Annotated in this window: 19 protein-coding genes; 15 read left to right on the top strand and 4 right to left on the bottom strand. The window is 36.9% G+C overall.

What is annotated here, in order from left to right; genetic code table 11:
• Positions 1–6 precede the first annotated feature (6 nt).
• Positions 7–195, bottom strand: a complete 189-nt coding sequence (locus NST65_RS08805; protein WP_025093227.1) for a hypothetical protein — start codon at positions 193–195, stop codon at positions 7–9.
• Positions 196–437: 242 nt separating this feature from the next.
• Between NST65_RS08805 and NST65_RS08800 the strand changes: the two genes are divergently transcribed.
• From NST65_RS08800 to NST65_RS08735, 14 genes are all read left to right on the top strand, one after another.
• The gene (locus NST65_RS08800) at positions 438–1,607 is read left to right on the top strand and encodes an NAD(P)/FAD-dependent oxidoreductase (protein ID WP_342489366.1); all 1,170 of its coding nucleotides are present in this window, start codon (positions 438–440) and stop codon (positions 1,605–1,607) included.
• Positions 1,608–1,649: 42 nt separating this feature from the next.
• Complete coding sequence (locus tag NST65_RS08795) at positions 1,650–2,330, top strand: TetR/AcrR family transcriptional regulator (RefSeq protein ID WP_169510854.1); 681 nt, start codon at positions 1,650–1,652, stop codon at positions 2,328–2,330.
• Between the two features lie 144 nt (positions 2,331–2,474).
• Positions 2,475–3,140 (top strand): helix-turn-helix transcriptional regulator, encoded by a 666-nt coding sequence (locus NST65_RS08790; protein ID WP_342489365.1) that lies wholly within the window; start codon positions 2,475–2,477, stop codon positions 3,138–3,140.
• On the top strand, positions 3,137–3,511 hold the full coding sequence (locus NST65_RS08785; protein WP_024427108.1) for a RidA family protein: 375 nt from the start codon (positions 3,137–3,139) through the stop codon (positions 3,509–3,511). Before NST65_RS08790 ends, NST65_RS08785 begins: the two co-directional genes overlap by 4 nt.
• Before the next feature lie 72 nt (positions 3,512–3,583).
• Positions 3,584–4,687, top strand: a complete 1,104-nt coding sequence (locus NST65_RS08780) for a threonine synthase (RefSeq protein WP_342489364.1) — start codon at positions 3,584–3,586, stop codon at positions 4,685–4,687.
• Between the two features lie 216 nt (positions 4,688–4,903).
• Positions 4,904–7,066 carry an MMPL family transporter gene (locus NST65_RS08775; RefSeq protein WP_342489363.1) on the top strand — a complete coding sequence of 721 codons (2,163 nt, stop codon included), beginning with the start codon at positions 4,904–4,906 and terminating at the stop codon, positions 7,064–7,066.
• A 101-nt stretch (positions 7,067–7,167) separates the two neighbouring features.
• Positions 7,168–8,352: a sensor histidine kinase gene (locus NST65_RS08770; protein WP_342489362.1), complete on the top strand. Its 1,185-nt coding sequence runs from the start codon at positions 7,168–7,170 to the stop codon at positions 8,350–8,352.
• 5 nt (positions 8,353–8,357) lie between these two features.
• Positions 8,358–9,008, top strand: coding sequence for a response regulator transcription factor (locus tag NST65_RS08765; protein WP_044334492.1), 651 nt, complete (start codon positions 8,358–8,360; stop codon positions 9,006–9,008).
• A 207-nt stretch (positions 9,009–9,215) separates the two neighbouring features.
• A complete protein-coding gene (locus tag NST65_RS08760) occupies positions 9,216–10,184 on the top strand; it encodes an AraC family transcriptional regulator (protein WP_034621993.1) in 969 nt (322 codons plus the stop codon).
• A gap of 139 nt (positions 10,185–10,323) precedes the next feature.
• Entirely contained in the window at positions 10,324–11,742 is a 1,419-nt protein-coding gene (rhaB, locus tag NST65_RS08755; protein ID WP_111927444.1) for a rhamnulokinase, read from the top strand.
• A gap of 21 nt (positions 11,743–11,763) precedes the next feature.
• The gene (gene rhaA / locus NST65_RS08750; protein WP_111927443.1) at positions 11,764–13,032 is read left to right on the top strand and encodes an L-rhamnose isomerase; all 1,269 of its coding nucleotides are present in this window, start codon (positions 11,764–11,766) and stop codon (positions 13,030–13,032) included.
• 280 nt (positions 13,033–13,312) lie between these two features.
• Positions 13,313–14,029 carry a (Fe-S)-binding protein gene (locus tag NST65_RS08745; protein WP_111927442.1) on the top strand — a complete coding sequence of 239 codons (717 nt, stop codon included), beginning with the start codon at positions 13,313–13,315 and terminating at the stop codon, positions 14,027–14,029.
• A 20-nt stretch (positions 14,030–14,049) separates the two neighbouring features.
• Complete coding sequence (locus NST65_RS08740) at positions 14,050–15,474, top strand: LutB/LldF family L-lactate oxidation iron-sulfur protein (RefSeq protein WP_111927441.1); 1,425 nt, start codon at positions 14,050–14,052, stop codon at positions 15,472–15,474.
• Positions 15,474–16,187, top strand: coding sequence for a lactate utilization protein C (locus NST65_RS08735; protein ID WP_111927440.1), 714 nt, complete (start codon positions 15,474–15,476; stop codon positions 16,185–16,187). The genes NST65_RS08740 and NST65_RS08735 overlap by 1 nt, the downstream gene beginning before the upstream one ends.
• A gap of 119 nt (positions 16,188–16,306) precedes the next feature.
• On the opposite strand, the gene NST65_RS08730 is transcribed toward NST65_RS08735, so the two are convergent.
• From NST65_RS08730 to NST65_RS08720, 3 genes are all read right to left on the bottom strand, one after another.
• Positions 16,307–17,578, bottom strand: coding sequence for an MFS transporter (locus NST65_RS08730; RefSeq protein ID WP_111927439.1), 1,272 nt, complete (start codon positions 17,576–17,578; stop codon positions 16,307–16,309).
• Positions 17,579–17,660: 82 nt separating this feature from the next.
• The gene (gene rhaM / locus NST65_RS08725; protein WP_056766886.1) at positions 17,661–17,975 is read right to left on the bottom strand and encodes an L-rhamnose mutarotase; all 315 of its coding nucleotides are present in this window, start codon (positions 17,973–17,975) and stop codon (positions 17,661–17,663) included.
• 330 nt (positions 17,976–18,305) lie between these two features.
• Entirely contained in the window at positions 18,306–19,088 is a 783-nt protein-coding gene (locus tag NST65_RS08720) for a DeoR/GlpR family DNA-binding transcription regulator (protein WP_111927438.1), read from the bottom strand.
• 366 nt (positions 19,089–19,454) lie between these two features.
• Here NST65_RS08720 and rhaD point away from each other — a divergent pair, with 366 nt between their 5' ends.
• Positions 19,455–20,291 carry a rhamnulose-1-phosphate aldolase gene (gene rhaD, locus NST65_RS08715; RefSeq protein ID WP_111927437.1) on the top strand — a complete coding sequence of 279 codons (837 nt, stop codon included), beginning with the start codon at positions 19,455–19,457 and terminating at the stop codon, positions 20,289–20,291.
• The last annotated feature ends 18 nt before the right edge of the window (positions 20,292–20,309 follow it).

Raw genomic sequence — 20,309 nt, 5'->3', positions numbered from 1 at the left:
GGTTTTTTAGCGATTGAATTGTTTTCGAAGAACTAGGCATGAGACAGCGAATACTGCGAAAGCGCCCGCTGATCCAGCAGCAAACACCAGCTCAAATTGTTCTGGTTTGGACTTGAATAACAAAGGGACAGAAAGAATGAGAGCCGCACCACTAAAGCTCAATCCTAATATGAACGTTGCCAATAATTTATTCATAGAAACACCTCTTACACTCAGAATTAGAACAATGGAAACGACTGATTCAAGAATCATTGTGATGATTCGACATCCTTTCACATTCCTAGTTGGAGTGTATCATATGGTGGCGGGCGATTGTAAAATACACAATTGTGAAATAAACTTTTTAAACGAACACTGTTCTTTACGAACGGTGTTCGTTATAATATAAATGTGATGTGGCTTTAAACGATTTCCATAAAGAAGAGGAGATGCATACGATGACGGCATTATCTAAGAAACAAAAGCAGATCGCTATTATTGGAGGAGGACCTGGGGGGCTAACACTCGCCTTAATTCTGCAAAATTACGGTATACAAACTACTATCTATGAGCGAGAGATGCATGACAAGAGTCTTGAAAGAGGGGGCTCACTGGATATTCATGAAGAAACAGGTCAAAAAGCTTTAAAAGAAGCAGGGGTTTATGAGGAATTTCAAAGGAACGCCCACTATGAAGGAGAAGATTTCCGTTTACTTGATAAATCAGGAAGAATTTATTTAGATGAAGAAACGGAATCAGATCAAAAAGGCACCCGCCCAGAAATTGATCGTGGTCTTTTGTGCGAACTGCTGTTAGATCAAATTGATGCTGAAAACATCAAATATGGATATAAACTAGAAAGTTGCATTTCACTAGAAAGCGGCATGACGGAGCTTCATTTTGAAAACGGAGTTGTTGAGACAGTTGATCTTGTAATCGGGGCAGATGGTGCTTTTTCTCGTGTGCGTCCTCTCTTAACAGATATTGATATTGAATACGCCGGACTCACGATGCTGGAACTGAATATCCTCAACGTAGAGATGAACCACCCTGATTTAGCTGCATTTAATAAACGTGGTAAGATGTTTGCTTTAGCAGACCACAAAGGACTGATTGGTCAGTTAAACGGAGATGGACGAATCAAAGTGTATGCAAGCCTTATGGTAGAGCGTAACTGGATTGAGACTTGTGGTATTCCGTTTCATCAAGCGAAAGAAGCAAAAGAACAATTATTAGCGTTATTTAGTGATTGGGACGATCAGCTGAAAAATTATATTCGTTATGCAGAAGATGCCATCATTCCAAGACGGATTTATACGCTTCCTGTCGGTTTTAAATGGAACCGCCATAAAGGAGTAACGCTTATCGGTGATGCCGCTCATGTCATGTCGCCATTCGCAGGGGAGGGTGTAAACATGGCGATGTTTGATGCAATGGAGCTTGCACTTGCGATTGTTCGAAATCCTCATCATATTGAAAAGGCTATTGAAGAATACGAAGACAGGATGTACGAATATTCATCGGAGAAAGCTCATGAATCGGAAAAAAGTTTAAAGCTGTGTTTTTCAAAAGATGCTGCAATCAAGCTTGCTGAAATGATGAATTCTTTTCAAGAAAACGGTGATTGATGCTCAATTTACTATTTGACTTTGACATGTTATAAAGAGATTATGAACAATTCAAATCGTCGTATTATAAGTCGTCGGTCTCGGCCGGCTAAAGAGCCCTTAAGCCGTGAACTCATTGTGAAAACTGCCTATGAGCTTCTAAAGGAACAAGGGTTAGAGGGCATGAGTATGCGTAAGGTGGCTAAAGCACTCGATACGGGACCTGCATCCTTGTATGTCTACGTGAACAATTTTCAAGAACTAAGTGCTTACGTATTGGATTATGGTCTCGGCCAAATGGTTTATCCAGATTCAGTGAATGGCACATGGAAAGAACAGTTATTTGACATATTGCATACTTATTTCCTACTGTTATTCGAAAAACCTGGTCTTGCTGAAATTTCTCTTTCCACCATCCCGCAAGGAACGAACTTTTTACAGTTGACCGAACATATTCTCGCTGCATTGCATGAAGGCGGGATTAAATCTACATCTGCTGCATGGGGAGTAGACCTGTTACTGTTATACGTATCTTCCGTAGCATACGAAAAGGTCTCTTGGAAGAAACATGGCTCTTCGCAGATTTCAGATACAAAAAAAGCATTTCATGATGCAGACAAAACGCGGTTTCCTTTCATCCATAGCCTAAAAGAAGAAATGTTTGCAGGTGATACCGTATCAATGGAACGGTTCAGGTGGGGAATTGAAGTCATTTTGTATGGAATCCAGCAAGAAATTAATTAGAAAGGAGCACAAGCAAAAAGCAGTCAATGGCTGCTTTTTTTATATTTTCTTAACTTTTTCAACATATATAAAAAAATCTATATATTGTTTTTATATATAAAAAATTATATAATCTAGTGGAATAAACAAATGAGGTGCTTAGGCATGGAAAATATAAAGAATTTATTAGAGAGCTATATTCCTTTAGCAAAATCTACGGCAAAAATGTTTGGACCAAATTGTGAAGTCGTTATTCATGATTTAACGAACCCTCAAGCATCTGTCATGTTTACAGTCAATCATCATGTGACGGGAAGAAAAATCGGTCAATCATTTGATCATTTGGTAAAGACTGTTTTACAATCAGAAGATTTTAAAGAAGATTATCTTGCTGGGTATACATTTAAAACAGAAGACAACCGTACCATTCGTTCTTCGACTTCATTAATTCGTGATTCGAAGAAAAAGGTGATCGGGGCATTCTGTATCAATTTTGATGTTGAAGCATTGAATCAAATGCAGCAATTTATGGATACTTTTCTTTCTACAAAAGTTGAAGTTCAAGAGAATGAAACAACATCAAATGATGATCTTGAAAATGTGGAAGGAATCGTAGATCAATTGATTCAACAGATCATTCAAATCAGTGTCCACCCAGTTATGAAACGTCATGAAAAAATTGAATTAATAAGGTTCATGGATGAAAAGGGAATCTTTTTAATGAAAGGTTCAGTTGAGAAAGTCGCATCTATGTTAGGTATTTCTAAAGTCACCGTCTATAGCTATTTGGATGAAATCAAACATAAATCGAATGAAGGGGAAACGAAATGAAAAGCATCCTTGAGGTAGGAAATCTAAAATCCAACGGACACTATGCATTCGCAACCATTCATCAAAACACGGTCTATGTTTCAGGACAATTTGCCATCAATCCCGAAACGAGAGAAAAAGAATTCGGCCCCATTGAGGAAGAGACATTACAAGCGCTTAAGAATGTGGAGATGATTGTAGAAGCAGCCGGAAGTAAAAAAGAAAAGATTTTGCGTATGACATTATACATTTCTGATATTGAACTATGGGACAAAGTAGATGCGGTTTACACTGAATTTTTCGGTGAACATCAACCAGCACGTACTGTTGTACCAACGAATGAATTACATTTTGGTTTCAAAATTGAAATTGATGCTATTTCTTATATTTAGAATATTTTTTTGCCTATGATATATAAAAAAGTATATTTTATATAAAAAATTATTCAAAGGGGCTGAGGATTGATGAATCAATTGATTTGTAACGATTGCGGTAAAAAGTATGAGATGACACCAACTTTATGGAAATGTGATTGTAACGGCGTATTAAACCTGGTGAAAGATACCCCTCAAATAGATATTGCGGCTTGGAATCACTACCCAAATTCATTATGGCGTTATGTTGAAACCATGCCATTTTCAAAAGGTTCAAAGACTTGGGAATCTGTGACAATGGGTGAAGGCCAAACTCCGTTAATCGTTTTAGATCCTCATGAGCCAAACACTTATGTAAAAGTTGATTATATGATGCCTACGCTATCCTTTAAAGATCGAGGAGCTGCTATTTTAATGACAAAGGCAAAGGAATTAGGGGTATCAAAAGTCATTGCGGATAGCAGCGGGAATGCAGGAACGGCGATTGCCGCTTATGCAGCTCGTTGCGAGATTGCATGTGACATCTATCTAAGCGATGAAACTTCACCTAAAAAGATCGCTCAAATAAAAGCCCATGGAGCAACGGTTAAAGAAATTCGCGGTACACGAGAGGATATTGCAGCAGCGGCGCAAAAAGCAGTAGACGCCGAAAACGTTTTTTATGCAAGCCATGTGTATAATCCTTATTTTTTTGAAGGAACAAAAACATACGCCTATGAAATTTATGAACAAATAAAAGGAGCACCTGATGCATTAATCATTCCGGTTGGAAATGGTACTCTCCTCCTAGGTGCGTATTATGGTTTTAAAGAGTTATTTGAAAATGGTTTAATTCATAAAATACCGAAAATCATTGCCATACAAGCGAAAAACTGTGCTCCTCTCGTGAAAGCTTATCAAAATGCGAAAGATTCAGCATCGCCTGTTACGAATACAGGAACTTTGGCAGAAGGGATAGCCATTGCTGCCCCGGCGCGCTCCAAACAAATTCTAGAAGCTGTACAAGATACCAATGGTACATTTATAGATATTGAAGAGGATGAGATATTGAATGCACGCTCTAAACTAAGTGAGAAAGGATTTTATGTGGAAGTGACATCTGCAGTCAATTTTGCTGGCTACATGAAATATAAAAAGGAAGCAAAAGAAACAATCGTCATACCTCTTTGCGGTGCAGGAATTAAATCAAAATAACCAGATATGACTAATACAACTGATCCGGAATTGGCCAAATGATGATATAGATAAAATGAACGCTCTCTATAAATAGAAGGGTATCTCAAAAGAGATGCTCTTTTTCTTGCCTAAATGTACAATCCCTTTTGCCCAAAAGTACAATTTCAATCAACTATTTCATTACGTAGAATAAAGAGGTGAATATCATGAATTCGATGAAAAAGGAGTAAGTGAATGGCTAAATTTTTATATAACTTAGGAAACTTTGCTTTTACTAAGCCTAAACGAATGTTAATCGGTTGGTTACTTATTTTAGTAGCTGTAGTTGCAGCAACAATAGGGACAGGCGTTTCATTTAATGGAGATATGTCGATTCCAGGAACAAAATCTGAAAAAGCGATGGATCTCTTGGAAAAGAAGTTCCCAGCAGGTGATGATGAGGGAACGATTCGTCTAATATTTAAAGCACCTAAAGATGAAACTTTAGAAGCAAAGAAAGTGAAACATAAAATTAATGAGACGATAAAAGAAATTAAAAAGGATAAAGCAGTTAACCAGGTGACCGATTTATATGAGACCTTTACGATAAGTAAAGATAAGAAAATAGGATATGCGGATATTACGTATCGAGTGAAAGCGGACAAGGTAAAGGAATCCTCAAAAGAGAAAGTATTAAATAGCATAAAGATTTCAAAAGATGCGGGCATCCAAACGGAATTAGGCGGCTCCGTCACATTCTCTGAAATTGAAGTAGGTGGCATTTCTGAAATCATAGGGATTATCTTCGCCTTCTTGATTTTAGCCTTTACATTTGCTTCACTTTTGGTCGCAGGATTACCAATATTGACGGCTGTGATTGGGTTAGTAATAGGTGTGATGGTCATTTTAATCACCTCAAACTTTGTAGACATGTCTGCATTTAGTCTCACATTAGCGGTGATGATTGGTCTTGCAGTAGGAATTGATTATGCGCTGTTTATCATTTCAAGATATCGACAGCTGTTAGCAGAAGGCTACAATTTGAATGAGGCTGCTGCTAGAGCAGTGGGTACCGCAGGAAGTGCTGTATTATTTGCGGGCGTCACTGTTATTGTTGCATTATGTGGACTTGTATTAGTTGACATACCGTTTCTAGGTATCATGGGCCTTGTGGGAGCCTTTATGGTACTATCTGTTATGCTTGTTTCTCTCACGATTGTTCCAGCTATACTAGGGCTTCTTGGAGATAAGGTGAGTCCTTCTAGGAAAAATAAGTTATTTTCTAAATTACAGCCAAAAAAAGAGAAAAAAACAATGGGCTGGGGAAGATTTATTCAAAAGCATCCGGGTAAAATAATGCTAGGTGTCATTTTATTGACAGGATTGATAAGCTGGCCAGCACTTCATATGGAGCTTGGTCTTCCGGATAACGGTATGAAAGACAAAGAAACAACTGAACGTAAAGGATACGATCTTTTAGCAGAAGGTTTTGGCAAGGGGTTTAATGGACCACTTGTTGTCATCATAGATGCCTCTCAAGCAGATAAAACGATGAAGTCCAAGTTCATCGAGAAATCATCAAAATTGTTAGAAAAAATGGATGGTATCAAACAAATCACGCCGGCGATCCCTGATCAATCGGGTGAGTACGCAATGTTAACAATCTTACCTAGAAGTGGTCCGGAGGATAAAGAAACGAAGCAATTAGTGAAAGACATTCGAAATGTATCGAGTGTGACTGACACAAAGTTTCTTGTGACTGGTTCTACTGCCGTGAATATAGATATTTCAGATAGACTCAGTGAAGCATTGCCAAAATTTGCAGGAGTCATTATTGGATTTGCTTTTGTGTTAATGATTCTTGTATTTAGATCATTCCTTGTTCCATTAAAGGCTGTACTAGGGTTTTTAATGACATTAACTGCTACATTAGGTTTTGCTGTCTTTGTTTTACAGGATGGACACCTTGCCCCATTGTTTGGAATACCTGCAGCAGGACCGTTGTTAAACTTTATGCCTGTACTAGTGACAGGAATATTATTTGGTCTTGCAATGGATTATGAAGTATTTTTAGTTAGTAGAATGAGGGAAGAATTCCTTCTATCTCATGATGCAAAGAAATCTGTTATTTCTGGATTACAGCATAGTGGCAGGGTTGTAACTGCAGCAGGCTTAATTATGATTTTCGTTTTCGCAAGCTTTATTTTTGCTCAAGACTTGATTATTAAAACAATGGGATTAACATTGGCATTTGGGGTTTTATTCGATGCATTTGTCATTAGAATGACCTTTATCCCTGCTTGTATGATGCTATTAGGGCGGGCAAATTGGTACTTACCAAAATGGCTGGCACGATTGCTTCCGCATATTGATATTGAAGGAGAGTCAATTGCCCAAAAAGAAAAGAAGATTATATAATGTATTCTTTTTAAAATGTTAAAATCCTAATACCGCCATTGCCTCTTTAAAAGGCGGGCGGTATTTTTCGTGTTATGATGGGGTTTGGAAGGTGAGAGTTTATGGTTAAGAAACGGATAGACCCATTTAATGAAATGATCTATTCCCGAATTCCCACGTTATTATGGGGCGTTCTTGTGTATGCTGCAGCGATGATTTTTCAGTTTTTAACAGCATCTTTATCGCTTTCAAGTTTGTTTTTTTCTGGCCTTATCGCGATCAATCTCATTTTGCACTGGTGGTCATTTTATTGGTTCAAGAAGAAGCCTTGGATTTATTTCTTCATACAAGGAATCGTTATTCTACTTTGTGTTTTAGCTATGCAAGCTGCCTCTCCTGTTATTTTAATTGGTCTTTTACCGTTATTAATTGCTCAAAGCATCGGTGTATACTATCATACATTAAAGATTATTTTGACAGGACTTTGTTTTTATGTACTTTTTTTTCTAGCTCTTATTTTGGTTAATGATACAGATGATCTGACTGTCTACATTCCGATTTTATTTCTTATCCTTATTGTGGTCGTTGCATACTCTATCTTATTTTTTAGACAAGTAAAGGCTAGAATTCGAACTCAAACGTTTCTAAAGGAACTCGAACTCGCACATCAGCAGGTGGAAGAGTTAACCCTTGCTAATGAACGTCAAAGAATGGCGAGAGATTTACATGATACCCTTGCACAAGGGCTTGCAGGCATTATTATGCAATTGGAAGCTGTTCAAGCACATTTAGAGAATCAAAATACCCAGCGTGCTCAAAGCATTATCAAGGGATCAATGAGCCAAGCGCGAAAAACATTAGGTGAGGCACGATTGGTGATCGATGATCTTCGGAAGGATCGTCATGATCAATACGATTTAACTGAAACAGTGAAAAATGAAGTAAATCGATTTATGACAGCAACGAACATCACAATTCGTACAAAGATCTCTGTACCTCAGAATATGTCGCCTTTTTTTATTGAACATACCGTTTATATTATAAAAGAATGCTTAACGAATATTTCAAAACATGCCAAAGCAAGCCATGTCGAGTTAGTGATGGTACAACAAGGTGATCACATCCATTTGGAAATAGCAGACAATGGAGTGGGATTTGATGAGAAAAAACGAGAATCCACTTTTGGACATTACGGCATCATTGGTATGTCAGAACGTGTTCGGCTGCTTGGTGGAGAGATCCATTTGAAAAGTAAAAAAAATGAAGGTACACAAGTAATAGTGAACATACCTTTGAAAAAGGAGTAAATACAGTGTCTTATCGAATTGTGATTGTTGATGATCATTATGTTGTGAGAGAAGGATTAAAATTAATTCTTGAAACAGACGAAAGATTTGAAGTTGTTGGAGAAGCAGAAGATGGAGGAAAGGGGATAGATGTCATAAAAGAAAAATCCCCAGACCTTGTATTACTTGACCTCAACATGCCAATGATGAGCGGGCTTGATATGCTTAGAGAAATGCAGACTCTTCAAATAAAAGTTCCCGTACTCATTTTGACTACTTATAATGAAGAAAAATTAATGATCCAAGGGTTACAACTTGGTGCAAAAGGCTACCTCTTAAAGGATGCCAGCAGAGAAAACTTATTTAATACAATTGAAGCGGCCATCAGAGGAGACATTTTACTTCAATCAAATGTGGCCTCAAAGGTATTTGAATCAACCGTACACAAAGAACCTCAAGAAAAATTGAAAACAGACAACCACTTGCTTACCGAAAAAGAAATGCTCGTTTTGCAAGCAGTAGCTAGAGGGTTTCGGAGTAAGGAAATTGCATTTGATATGGGAATTTCCGAGAGAACTGTAAAAGCACATTTAACAAACATTTATCAAAAACTAAATGTGACATCAAGAGCTGAAGCCATTAAAACATCAATAGAATTAGGAATCATTCATTTTTAGATAATTGAACAAACAGGAGTCAAAGCCACTCTTGCAGAAGCACTTTTGTACAAACCTATGAGCTTGGGAAATAATAAAGAGACTACTTTAGGTAGTCTCTTTTTAAAAAGCATGGAGTTAGACTCTATATAAGAAAGAAGGTATGTGGGCTTTGGTTGAAGAAGTCTAATAAACAATGAAGTAAGATTATAAACAAAGGAGAAACCTATGCAACATGATCTTCTCAATCAATTATTAAAGATAACAGATGAAGAGGAACTGATTCTACAAAACAGAAGAGAGATAAATAAAGACATTTATACCAATCAGTCTAATTTTATTATAGAAAGTCAAAAATTTCTCAATCAAGAGAGTATGATTACGGTTCGAAAACATACACGCTTTGTGGATTTTCCTAAACATAAACACGACTACATTGAGATTAATTATGTTTACAATGGACAGTATAACCAAAAAGTAGGGAATCAAAGAATAAAATTGCAACAAGGGGAGCTGTTATTTTTAAACCAGCATATTGAGCATGAAACTCAAGCTTGTGCAGAAGAAGACATTATTATTAATTTTATCATTTTACCTAATTTTTTTGATTTTATCTTTTCGTTTTTAACGACTGAAAACAGAATTAGTAATTTCTTAATTAACAGTTTATATAACAGTACTCAAAATGGACAATTCCTTTACTTTAAAGTTTCAGAAGTAGAAAGCATTCAAGAATTGATAAAAAAAATTATTATTGAAATTATGTCTCCTGCTTTTATGTCTGAATCCACCATTAAATTGTATATGGGTCTTTTAATGGTGGAGTTAATTAAACACGCTGATAAGGCCGAACATACAGAAGACAATCCTGTACAACATTATTTAATTGTTGAATCATTAAAGTATATTGATGAACATTTCCAGAGTGCATCACTGAATGAATTAGCCACAAAATTAAGCCAGCCCGCTTATGCTTTAAGTAAAGAGATTAAAAAGGCTACCAACTTTACATTTAAAGAATTACTTCAAGAAAAACGTTTAAATAAAGCGAAAGAGTTACTGGAAAGTACAGATATGCCAATTGCCTCTGTTATAGATCAAGTTGGATATGATAATGTAAGTTATTTCTATCGGATTTTTAAAAACAAATATCATCAGACACCAAAGCAATTCAGAGAACACTTAGCAAAAAAATAAGATGCTGCTAAATGTTCTTTTTTATTTTAAACAATTGCAAATAAGGACAATAAATAAATCATTTTAGACATTATTTTCTCCTTTTAGCTGGCTTAATATAAAGACATAAGCAAACGCTTTCATTCAAAGGGTGATTAAAATGAAGAAATGTTGTTTAGCAGTTGATATTGGTGCTTCTAGTGGAAGATTAATAGCGGGTCATCTTGAAGATGGACTTTTAAATCTAAAAGAAATCCACCGTTTCGAGAATAAAATGGTCCAAAAAAATGGCCAGTTTTGCTGGGAGCTTGATCGATTATTTGAAGAAATAAAAAAGGGAATCCATCAATGTAGTGAAATGGGATTATCTCCAGAAAGTATCGGTATTGATACATGGGCAGTAGACTTTGTTTTACTAGATGAATGGAACAAACCTTTAACAGATTTTGTTGCCTATCGCGATTCGAGAACAGACGGGATGATGGATGAGGTTTTTAAAACATTCATGAAGGAACGTCTGTATCTAGAGACAGGAATTCAATTTCAAAAATTTAATACGATTTATCAACTTTATTCAATCAAACAAAATCATCCGGAGATTTTAGAAAATGCAAAATCTTTTCTAATGGTTCCTGACTATTTTCATTATTTATTAACAGGAAAAAAGGCAAACGAATACACAAATGCCACTTCAACTCAGCTGGTTAATGCTTTCACAAAGAAATGGGATCATGAAATATTAGATCAACTAGGCATGAACAAAGAAATGTTCAAAGATATTCATCCCCCCAAAACAGTGTTGGGTACATTGACTGAAGATTTAATAGAAGAATTCGGCTTTAATATGAAGGTTATTCTCCCAGCCACTCACGATACTGGTTCAGCTGTCATTTCGGTTCCTGAGCAGGAAGAAACAATCTATATTAGTTCAGGAACGTGGTCTTTAGTTGGTGTAGAAAATCATTTTCCAATATGTATTACAAAAGCTTTAGATTACAATTTCACCAATGAGGGCGGCATTGATTATCGCTATAGATTTTTAAAGAATATTATGGGGCTTTGGATGATACAAGAAGTGAAAAGAAATTATAAAAATCAATTTTCTTTTGCAGAGTTGGTCGTCTTAGCTAATCAGGCTCAAACATTTAAATCCATCGTTAATGTAGATGATCCACGGTTTTTAAAGCCAGAAAATATGATTCAAGAGATTCAAAGTTATTGTCAAGAAACAAACCAGCCAATTCCATCTAGACCTGGAGAAGTAGCAAAATGTGTGTTTGACAGTTTAGTATGCAGCTACCAGCAAGCCATTAATCAAATTGAAGAAATTTTTGAAAGAACATTCAATCAAATTAATGTGATCGGAGGGGGTTGCCAAAATGAACTGTTAAATCAACTAATTGCTGACGCAACAAAAAAAGAAGTATACGCTGGTCCAGTTGAAGCAACCGCCATTGGAAATATTGTAACGCAGTTAATGGCAGTTGGCGAAATTGAAGATATAAAAGAAGCAAGAACAATCATTAAGAACTCTTTTAAGGTTAAAAAATACACACCTTTAACAGTAACGGCACCGTAAAAAAGAAAGGAAGAATATCAAATGACAATAAGAGAAAATTATGAGGTTGCGAAAAAAGAATATGAAAAATGGGGAATCAATGTTGATGAAGTATTGGAACAATTAAAAAATGTACCGATTTCTATTCATTGCTGGCAGGGAGATGACATTGCTGGATTTGAAGTAAATAAAGGAGAATTGTCAGGTGGAATTGATGTAACGGGAAATTATCCTGGTAAAGCAACCACCCCTCAACAACTAAGAGCAGATTTAGAGAAAGCGTTGTCTTTAATTCCTGGAAAACATCGTGTGAATTTACATGCCATTTATGCGGAAACAAATGGAGAAGTCGTTGAAAGGGATCAATTAGAGCCAAGACACTTTGAAAACTGGGTGAAATGGGCTAAAGATCAAGGTGTAGGCTTAGATTTCAATCCAACATTATTCTCACATGAAAAAGCAGCAGATGGGCTAACGTTGTCTCATCCTGATGAACGTATCAGAGAGTTTTGGATCAATCATTGTATCGCCAGCCGCAAAATTGGTGAGCATTTTGGTAAAGAATTAGGAACAGCATCCTTAACAAATATTTGGATTCCAGATGGTTATAAAGATATTCCAAGTGATCGACTAACGCCTCGTCAACGGTTAAAAGATTCGTTAGATAAGATTTTTGAAGAAGAGATCAATGAAAACTATAATCTTGATGCCGTTGAAAGTAAGTTATTCGGTATTGGTTCTGAATCTTATGTGGTTGGATCGCATGAATTTTATCTTGGATACGCATTAAAGAATAATAAACTATGTTTATTAGATACAGGACATTTCCATCCGACTGAAATGGTATCAAACAAAATTTCATCTATGCTGCTTTACAGTGACAAGCTTGCCCTTCATGTTTCTCGTCCTGTTCGCTGGGACAGTGATCATGTTGTGACGCTGGATGATGAGTTACGTGAAATTGGTCTCGAAATTGTTCGAAATCAAGCATTGGATAAAGTGATGATTGGCCTTGATTTCTTTGATGCAAGTATTAACCGAGTTGCAGCATGGACAATTGGAACAAGAAACATGATTAAATCGTTACTATATGCAATGTTAGTACCAAATGAACATTTAAAAGAGTTACAGGAAGATGGAAACTTTACAGAAAGATTAGCATTAATAGAGGAATTCAAAACGTATCCTTTCGGTGCAATCTGGGATTACTATTGTGAAAAAATGGGCGTGCCTGTAAAAGAAACATGGCTGGAAGAAGTGAAACAATATGAGCAAGATGTATTAACAAAAAGAAACTCTGTTTTAGCCTAAAAAATCATGAAAGGCTAACTAGTAAATTTACAAAGAGATACAGTCAGGGGAAGGGTCTAATAGATCAATTCCCTTGTTTATATTACAAGGATTCCTTTTTAGATGAATAGGTTACAACTCAATGTTTTTTCCACTCTACGTGTGCTAATTGAAGGGAATCATATTCATCTCACATGGAGAATACACAATAAAATACTTATGAGAGAAGGGGCCTGCTTTTACTTATCAGTCATCAGCCGACCAGGTAAATCTAAATATTCGTTAAGAGGAGGTTTTAAAATTGAAAGTGAGCTTATTTATTACATGTTTAATTGATACTTTCCAGCCGAATGTCGGTAAGGCAACAGTTGAGATACTTGAACACCTTGGTTGTGAAGTATCATTTCCTACATCACAAGTATGTTGTGGCCAGCCCGCCTATAATAGTGGCTATGTTGCCGAAGCCAAGCAAGCAGCGAAAAATATGATCCAAACCTTTGAAGATGCAGAGTATATAGTAACTCCCTCTGGTTCTTGTGCAGCGATGTTCCACGAATATCCACATATATTCAAAGGAGATTTTCAATGGGAGGAGCGAGCAAGGCGTCTTGCTGAGAAAACGTATGAACTAACTCAATTTATCGTAGAGGTGTTAAAGGTTACAGATGTAGGGGCACGTTTAAAAGGGAAAGCGACCTATCATACATCTTGTCATATGACACGTTTGCTAGGTGTGAAGGAAGCACCTTTTACGCTGCTTTCTAATGTAAAAGAATTAGAGGTTGAGCACCTTCCCAACGCCCAAAATTGCTGTGGATTTGGTGGAACCTTTTCTGTGAAAATGATGCCAATATCTGAACAAATGGTAGACGAAAAAGTAGAAAGTGTTGAACAGACAGGTGCGGACTATTTAATTAGTGCAGATTGTGGATGTTTAATGAATATTGGAGGACGAATAGAACGTTTAGGAAAATCAGCGCGGGTACTGCATATTGCAGAGGTATTAAATAGCCGTTAATTCAAGGGGGGGAACACGACATGAGCATGAAAATTAGTGATAAAAAATTTAATGAACGTATTGATAAAGGAATCCAAGATTCTACGATGCGTGAAGCTGTGGCTACAGCTCAAGAACGCCTGTATACACGTCGTTTGGCAGCTAGTGAAGAGCTTGGGAACTGGGAAGAATGGCGCGATTTAGGGGAGCAAATCCGTCAACACACGCTGGAGAATTTAGATTATTACTTAATGCAATTAAGTGAAAATGTTACAAAACGCGGGGGACATGTCTTTTTTGCGAAAACAAAAGAAGACGCCGCTCAATACATGAAGGAAGTTGCAGAAAAAAAACAAGCCAAGAAAGTCGTGAAATCCAAATCAATGGTAACCGAAGAAATCGAAATGAATAAAACTTTAGAAGACATAGGTTGTGAAGTGGTAGAAAGTGACCTTGGCGAATACATTTTGCAAGTTGATGATCATGAACCACCTTCCCACATCGTAGCGCCGGCTCTTCATATGAAAAAAGAACAAATTCGTGATGTATTTCAAGAAAAACTAGGTTATGGAAAGTCGGAAGATCCTTACGAGATGACAAAATTTGTTCGTAAAATCCTGCGCGAAAAATTTCTTGAAGCAGAAATCGGTGTCACCGGTTGCAACTTTGCCGTTGCAAATACAGGATCAATCTGTTTAGTGACCAATGAAGGAAATGCGGATCTTGTAACTGCTATTCCAAAAACGCAAATCGCTGTAATGGGAATGGAACGTCTTGTACCAACAATGGAGGAGCTGGATGTACTCGTTGGATTGCTTTGCAGAAGTGCAGTAGGGCAAAAGCTAACGAGTTACATTACAACAGTAGGGCCTAAATATGAAGAAGAGGCAGATGGTCCAGAAGAATTTCACCTTGTTGTCGTTGATAACGGCCGTTCTGAAATCTTAGGGTCTGAGTTCCAACAAGTATTACAATGCATCCGTTGTGCAGCATGTATTAATGTATGTCCAGTATATCGTCATGTCGGAGGACATTCTTATGGCTCTATCTATCCGGGGCCAATTGGTGCAGTATTAAGTCCACTTTTAGGTGGATATGACGATTATAAAGAACTGCCATATGCATCAACTCTTTGTGCAGCATGTACTGATGCTTGTCCAGTTAAAATTCCGCTACACGAACTACTTTTAAAACATCGTCAAGTAATTGTTGAAAAAGAAGGACGTGCTCCTCTCGGTGAGAAACTAGCGATGAAAATGTTTGGAATGGGAGCATCATCTGCTGCTCTATACAAACTAGGTACAAAAATGGCACCTGCAGCTATGAAGCCCATTGTATCAGGAGATCGAGTCTCCAAAGGAATTGGCCCATTAAAAAATTGGACTGAAATTCGAGAATTCCCAGCTCCAAGTAAAGAACGTTTTCGAGACTGGTTTGACAATCATAAAAAAGGTGGTGAAAAGTAATGAGAGGAACAGCTCAAAATCAGGAAGTTTTTTTAAATCATGTGGCTAAACAGCTGGGACGGGAAAGACGAATAAGTGGTGTTGTACGACCAGAGTGGAAGAATAACGTAAACTGGGATGTAATGAAAGGTTATACAGAAAAGGAGTTAATCGCTACGTTCACAGAGCACTGCAGCAAAATTCATACCACTGTTTTTGAAACAACAAAAGATCACTTAGCTGAAGCTTTAAAGAAAATTGTTGCTGAACATGGCGGGGGGCCCGTAATGACAGCCCAAGATACACGTTTCAAAGAATATGGCTTAACAGATTTACTTGAAAAAGAATGGCCGGAAGAAAATATAGAGGTACATGTATGGGATTCAAAAAGAGGACGTGAAGCGAATCATTCCCTCGCCGAAAAAGCCAATATTGGTATTACATTCAGTGACTATGCACTTGCCGAGTCAGGAACAATTGTTGTAAAAACTCATGAGGGACAAGGGCGGGCACTTCACTTTTTGCCGACTGTCTATGTTACGATTATCCCGCGTGAAACGATTGTGGCACGTATTACACAGGCTGTTTCTGACCTAAACCAACGTGTGGAAAAGGGAGAAGCTGTTGCTTCTTGTATTCACTTTATTTCTGGACCAAGTAATTCTGCAGATATCGAAATGAATTTGGTCGTGGGTGTGCATGGACCTTTAAATGCTTTTTATTTCATTGTGTAAGGTTGGTTGATATAAAAAATAGAGTTTCCATTTGGAATCTCTATTTTTTATTGTAGTAAGGAGAGCAGGGGGGAGGCAGAAAAATAACCAAGCTTCTCAAAGAAAGCTTGGCTATTTTTTTAAGCGCTGTATCGTTCCTTTTCAATTTCTTTTAATGATTTTCCTCTTGTTTCTGGCGCCATGACTAATCCAATAATTGCAGCAATTACAAGAAACCCAATCATAATAGAACCTGATATTTTAAATCCTAATGTAGAAATCATCGTTGGAATCACAAGTGATATAAGGCCAACGGCTACACGCGCTGTACAAAAAAGGAATCCTTGTGCCTTTGCACGGTATTTTGTATGAAATAACTCACTTGACCAAAGACCATAAAATGCTTGAGCACCAAAACCAGCTGCAATTCCCCATAATATTACAAATATAAGCAGTTCAGTCATGCCCATTCCGCCATACGTAAGAGTAGCCCAAGCAGCAATCCCCATTGCCGCTCCTATGCCATACAATACACGTCTGTTCACTTTATCACCTAGTTTAATAAAGACAAAGTACGTTCCTAAAACGGTCAAAATCCATAAAAACGCTTGTAATAAATTTGCTTGTGATGATGAAAGCCCTCCAACGGTCTGATAAATATACGGCATGAAGTATCCCATTACACCAGCTACTAAGTTCCAAAAGCAATAGATCCCTAGTAATAAAATAATGGCATGACGGTTTGCTTTGATTGTGAATAATTCTTTGACTGGACTTTTTAATTTTTCACCATTTGCTTTTTGATTCTCTTCTTTTTGTTTTTCTTCTTCCCATATTTTTGATTCACTAATTTGTTGTTGCATAATCCAAGTAATTAAAGCGATTACAAATAATTGACCAAAAATAATTCGGCTTCCTAAAAGACCTAATGGGGCCAAGGCGACAGAGAGGAGTAACGAAATAGCTGGACCAACCGACCACGCTAACTGTCCCCATCCTACACGAGATGCACGTTCATTTTCAGGCGCTTCTTCTGCTATATACGTCCAAGCAGCTGGAATGGCAGCTCCTACGGCTACTCCAGTAATAATGTATCCAGCTAACAACATGGGGAAGTTAAAAGACAACATCGTTAATAAGACACCAAACATATAGACCAATAAATCGTATTTATAAATTAACTTTCGCCCATATTTATCAACCAGAACGCCTCCTATGAGGGCTCCTGCAGCTGAAGCAAATCCATTAGCACTCAGCGCTCCTAATAATCCCAGTTTAAAGTCATTTAAATTTAAATATTCCATCCAGAGTGTCAGGCCGCCAGCAGCAGCTACGATGGATGCTGCCTCCAAATAATTTGACATTGCTACAGTAATAGTAGACTTTAATCCGCCTTTTGTATTACCAGCCATATTTAAATCTCCTCTCAAGTACCTTCAAACGATACATCCGTTTGAATGCCTGTATTTTTGCTGTCTTTGTTTTCCTAAAAAATTATGCTAAGTAAAACAATTCATTTAAATCTACAGAGCGTGGACTGTTATCTGAATTTGTCTCCATGATAGGTGCCATGTAATCCCACCATTTTTTACAAATATCACTTTTAGCCATCTGGTTCCATCTATCTTCATTTTCGATTTCCAAATAAGCAAACAATTGGCCACTTTCTTTTTCTAAGAAAATAGAATAGTTATGAGCTCCATGCTGTTTTAATGCCTCAACCATTTCCGGCCATATTTCATCATGTCGACGTTTGTATTCATCAAATTGATCCTTGTGTACAAACATAATACTGGCTTTTCTTATCATCTCTCTCGCTCCTTGTACTGTAGAATAAATGAAAAAAATAAAGAAAGCGTTTGCAAAAAGCAATTTAATCTTCACAATAAAGTGATTTTTTCCCCTGATTTCTGCAAAATCTTTATTTTTCTTTGTTTATATGGTCATATTATTATAAAAACAAAAATAAAACAACATTTTTTTATTATTGGTTTTTGTTAATGTTGATTACGAGAGGGGTTCATCATAAATAAGGCAAGATAAAATTGTGGATATAGAAAAAGACAAACCTATATAGGTTTGTCTTGAACACGTATATACACAGAAAAGGAGAGACCTTAATCTTCTATTTGGATTTGACTATGAAGCAGATTCACTCATCAAGGCTACAGAAGTAACATTAATATTTTTATCACGTAAAATGGCATGTGCATCATTGCTTAGTTTATCGTCAACAATAATGCGGCTAATATCACTTAATGAAGAGATATGAGAAAATTCACGGGATCCAAACTTACTAGAGTCGACCATTAAAATGGTCTCATGTGACCGTTCAATCATTTTTCTTTTTAAGAGAGCCTGCCACTCATTTGAATCACTTAAGCCGCTATTTAAGTCAATACCCTTACAGGATAAGAACACTTTATTCACATGATAATTTTCCAGTGAGCGCTCTGCTAGAGGTCCTACGTAGGACAACGATTTAGGAAGGAGGAGACCTCCTGTTGAGATCACCTGAATTTTTTCTTTCTTACTTAATTCTATGGCTACCTTAATGGAGTTGGTGATAACAGTCAAAGGAATATTCGGAAGGATTTTTGACATGTACCATGCAGTGGTACTTGCGTCAAGGATAATACGGTCGCCTTCTTCAACTTGCTTCACAGCTTCACGTGCAATCACTTTCTTTTCTAATACATTCGTAATTTCTCGCTCTGAAAAATCAACTTCTGATTCTTTTTCCTCAATACTAACTGCTCCGCCGTGGCTTCGCCGCAACTTATTTTCTTTCTCTAATTTTTCAAGATCACGGCGAATCGTTTCATCTGTCACAGAAAAAATTTCGCTTAATTCTGATACACGAATGCTGGATCGTAAATTAACTAAATCTACTATTTTTTGATGCCTTTCAGCTAATAACATGTGTAACTTCCTTTCGCTTTTAAATATGAATAAAAGAAAAACAGCATAAAATTGCCTATAAGGTTGTTGTTTTGTTTTTATTTTTGTTTGTTTTCATCATAACATACTTATAACTTCAAAAAAATGACCTTAAACAGCAGCAAGGTTTAGTATTTAACGCGAATGAAACAGCATTGTATCATTCATAAAATAACCACTTATATCACAATCAAAACAAACACAAACAAAGATAAAATGTTTGTTTGTGTTGACTTAATGTGTTTCTCGAAGTAATATGAGGATGTAAACGCTTTTGCATGAGTTTATCAAAAGTATAATTTTTATTTAGAAAGATATATATCAATGAAAACAAGGGAGAAGATGGAGATGAAAGACCTTTTGACAAAGAAAAATATACTAAAAGCACCTTTCCTTCAAGAAATGACCAAAACGACAGCTAACCTATATCGCTTAGGTTGGGATGAACGAAATGGCGGGAATATTAGTTATTTATTAAAAGAAGACGAAGTAGCAGAGTACCTTGACGTTCATGATGTGAAACGAACGGTGCCGATGATTTTTGATGGTGCTGAGTTAGCAGGGAAATATTTTATTGTGACGGGTTCGGGGAAATATTTTAAAAATGTAATAGATGATCCAGCCGCTAACCTTGGTATTATTCGTATAACTGAAGATGGCAAATCGCTTGATATTTTATGGGGGTTAGAAGAGGGAGGCGTTCCAACAAGTGAGCTTCCATCACATTTAATGAGCCATATTGAAAGATTAAAAGCAGATCCAAACCATCGTGTGATCATGCACTGTCATGCAACAAACCTTATTGGTATGACATTCACACACAGCTTGGATGAAGTAGCATTTACAAAAACTTTATGGCAGATGTGTACCGAATGCATTGTTGTATTCCCAGAAGGAATTGGTATTATTCCATGGATGGTTCCAGGAACTGATTCAATTGGAGAAGCTACAGCTGCAAAAATGAAAGATGTTCGTTCAGTTATTTGGCCACACCACGGAATTTTTGGTGCTGGAACTACAATGGATGAGACATTTGGGTTAATTGAAACAGCTGAAAAAGCTGCGGAAGTATACACAGTTGTATGTGCACAAGGAAGCGTCAAACAAACCATTACAGATCAACAGCTTCAAGACTTGGCAGATGCTTTTGGTGTTGTGCCAAGACAAGGAGTTTTAAATCTATAAAAATAGTCTTTCCTACAA

The organism is Bacillus sp. FSL P4-0248, from assembly GCF_038593305.1.
GTDB classification, from domain to species: Bacteria; Bacillota; Bacilli; order Bacillales; family Bacillaceae; genus Bacillus; species Bacillus safensis.
This window is presented reverse-complemented; position numbering and strand designations above follow the sequence as displayed.

Excerpts from the sequence above, each read along its gene's own strand:
- rhaA (WP_111927443.1), top strand. The coding sequence starts at position 11,764 with ATGACAATAAGAGAAAATTATGAGGTTGCGAAAAAAGAATATGAAAAA.
- NST65_RS08735 (WP_111927440.1), top strand. The coding sequence starts at position 15,474 with ATGAGAGGAACAGCTCAAAATCAGGAAGTTTTTTTAAATCATGTGGCT.
- NST65_RS08770 (WP_342489362.1), top strand. The coding sequence starts at position 7,168 with ATGGTTAAGAAACGGATAGACCCATTTAATGAAATGATCTATTCCCGA.
- NST65_RS08730 (WP_111927439.1), bottom strand. The coding sequence starts at position 17,578 with ATGGCTGGTAATACAAAAGGCGGATTAAAGTCTACTATTACTGTAGCA.
- NST65_RS08800 (WP_342489366.1), top strand. The coding sequence starts at position 438 with ATGACGGCATTATCTAAGAAACAAAAGCAGATCGCTATTATTGGAGGA.
- NST65_RS08760 (WP_034621993.1), top strand. The coding sequence starts at position 9,216 with ATGCAACATGATCTTCTCAATCAATTATTAAAGATAACAGATGAAGAG.
- NST65_RS08805 (WP_025093227.1), bottom strand. The coding sequence starts at position 195 with ATGAATAAATTATTGGCAACGTTCATATTAGGATTGAGCTTTAGTGGT.
- NST65_RS08775 (WP_342489363.1), top strand. The coding sequence starts at position 4,904 with ATGGCTAAATTTTTATATAACTTAGGAAACTTTGCTTTTACTAAGCCT.
- NST65_RS08780 (WP_342489364.1), top strand. The coding sequence starts at position 3,584 with ATGAATCAATTGATTTGTAACGATTGCGGTAAAAAGTATGAGATGACA.
- rhaM (WP_056766886.1), bottom strand. The coding sequence starts at position 17,975 with ATGATAAGAAAAGCCAGTATTATGTTTGTACACAAGGATCAATTTGAT.
- NST65_RS08740 (WP_111927441.1), top strand. The coding sequence starts at position 14,050 with ATGAGCATGAAAATTAGTGATAAAAAATTTAATGAACGTATTGATAAA.
- NST65_RS08720 (WP_111927438.1), bottom strand. The coding sequence starts at position 19,088 with ATGTTATTAGCTGAAAGGCATCAAAAAATAGTAGATTTAGTTAATTTA.
- rhaB (WP_111927444.1), top strand. The coding sequence starts at position 10,324 with ATGAAGAAATGTTGTTTAGCAGTTGATATTGGTGCTTCTAGTGGAAGA.
- NST65_RS08785 (WP_024427108.1), top strand. The coding sequence starts at position 3,137 with ATGAAAAGCATCCTTGAGGTAGGAAATCTAAAATCCAACGGACACTAT.
- rhaD (WP_111927437.1), top strand. The coding sequence starts at position 19,455 with ATGAAAGACCTTTTGACAAAGAAAAATATACTAAAAGCACCTTTCCTT.
- NST65_RS08795 (WP_169510854.1), top strand. The coding sequence starts at position 1,650 with ATGAACAATTCAAATCGTCGTATTATAAGTCGTCGGTCTCGGCCGGCT.
- NST65_RS08790 (WP_342489365.1), top strand. The coding sequence starts at position 2,475 with ATGGAAAATATAAAGAATTTATTAGAGAGCTATATTCCTTTAGCAAAA.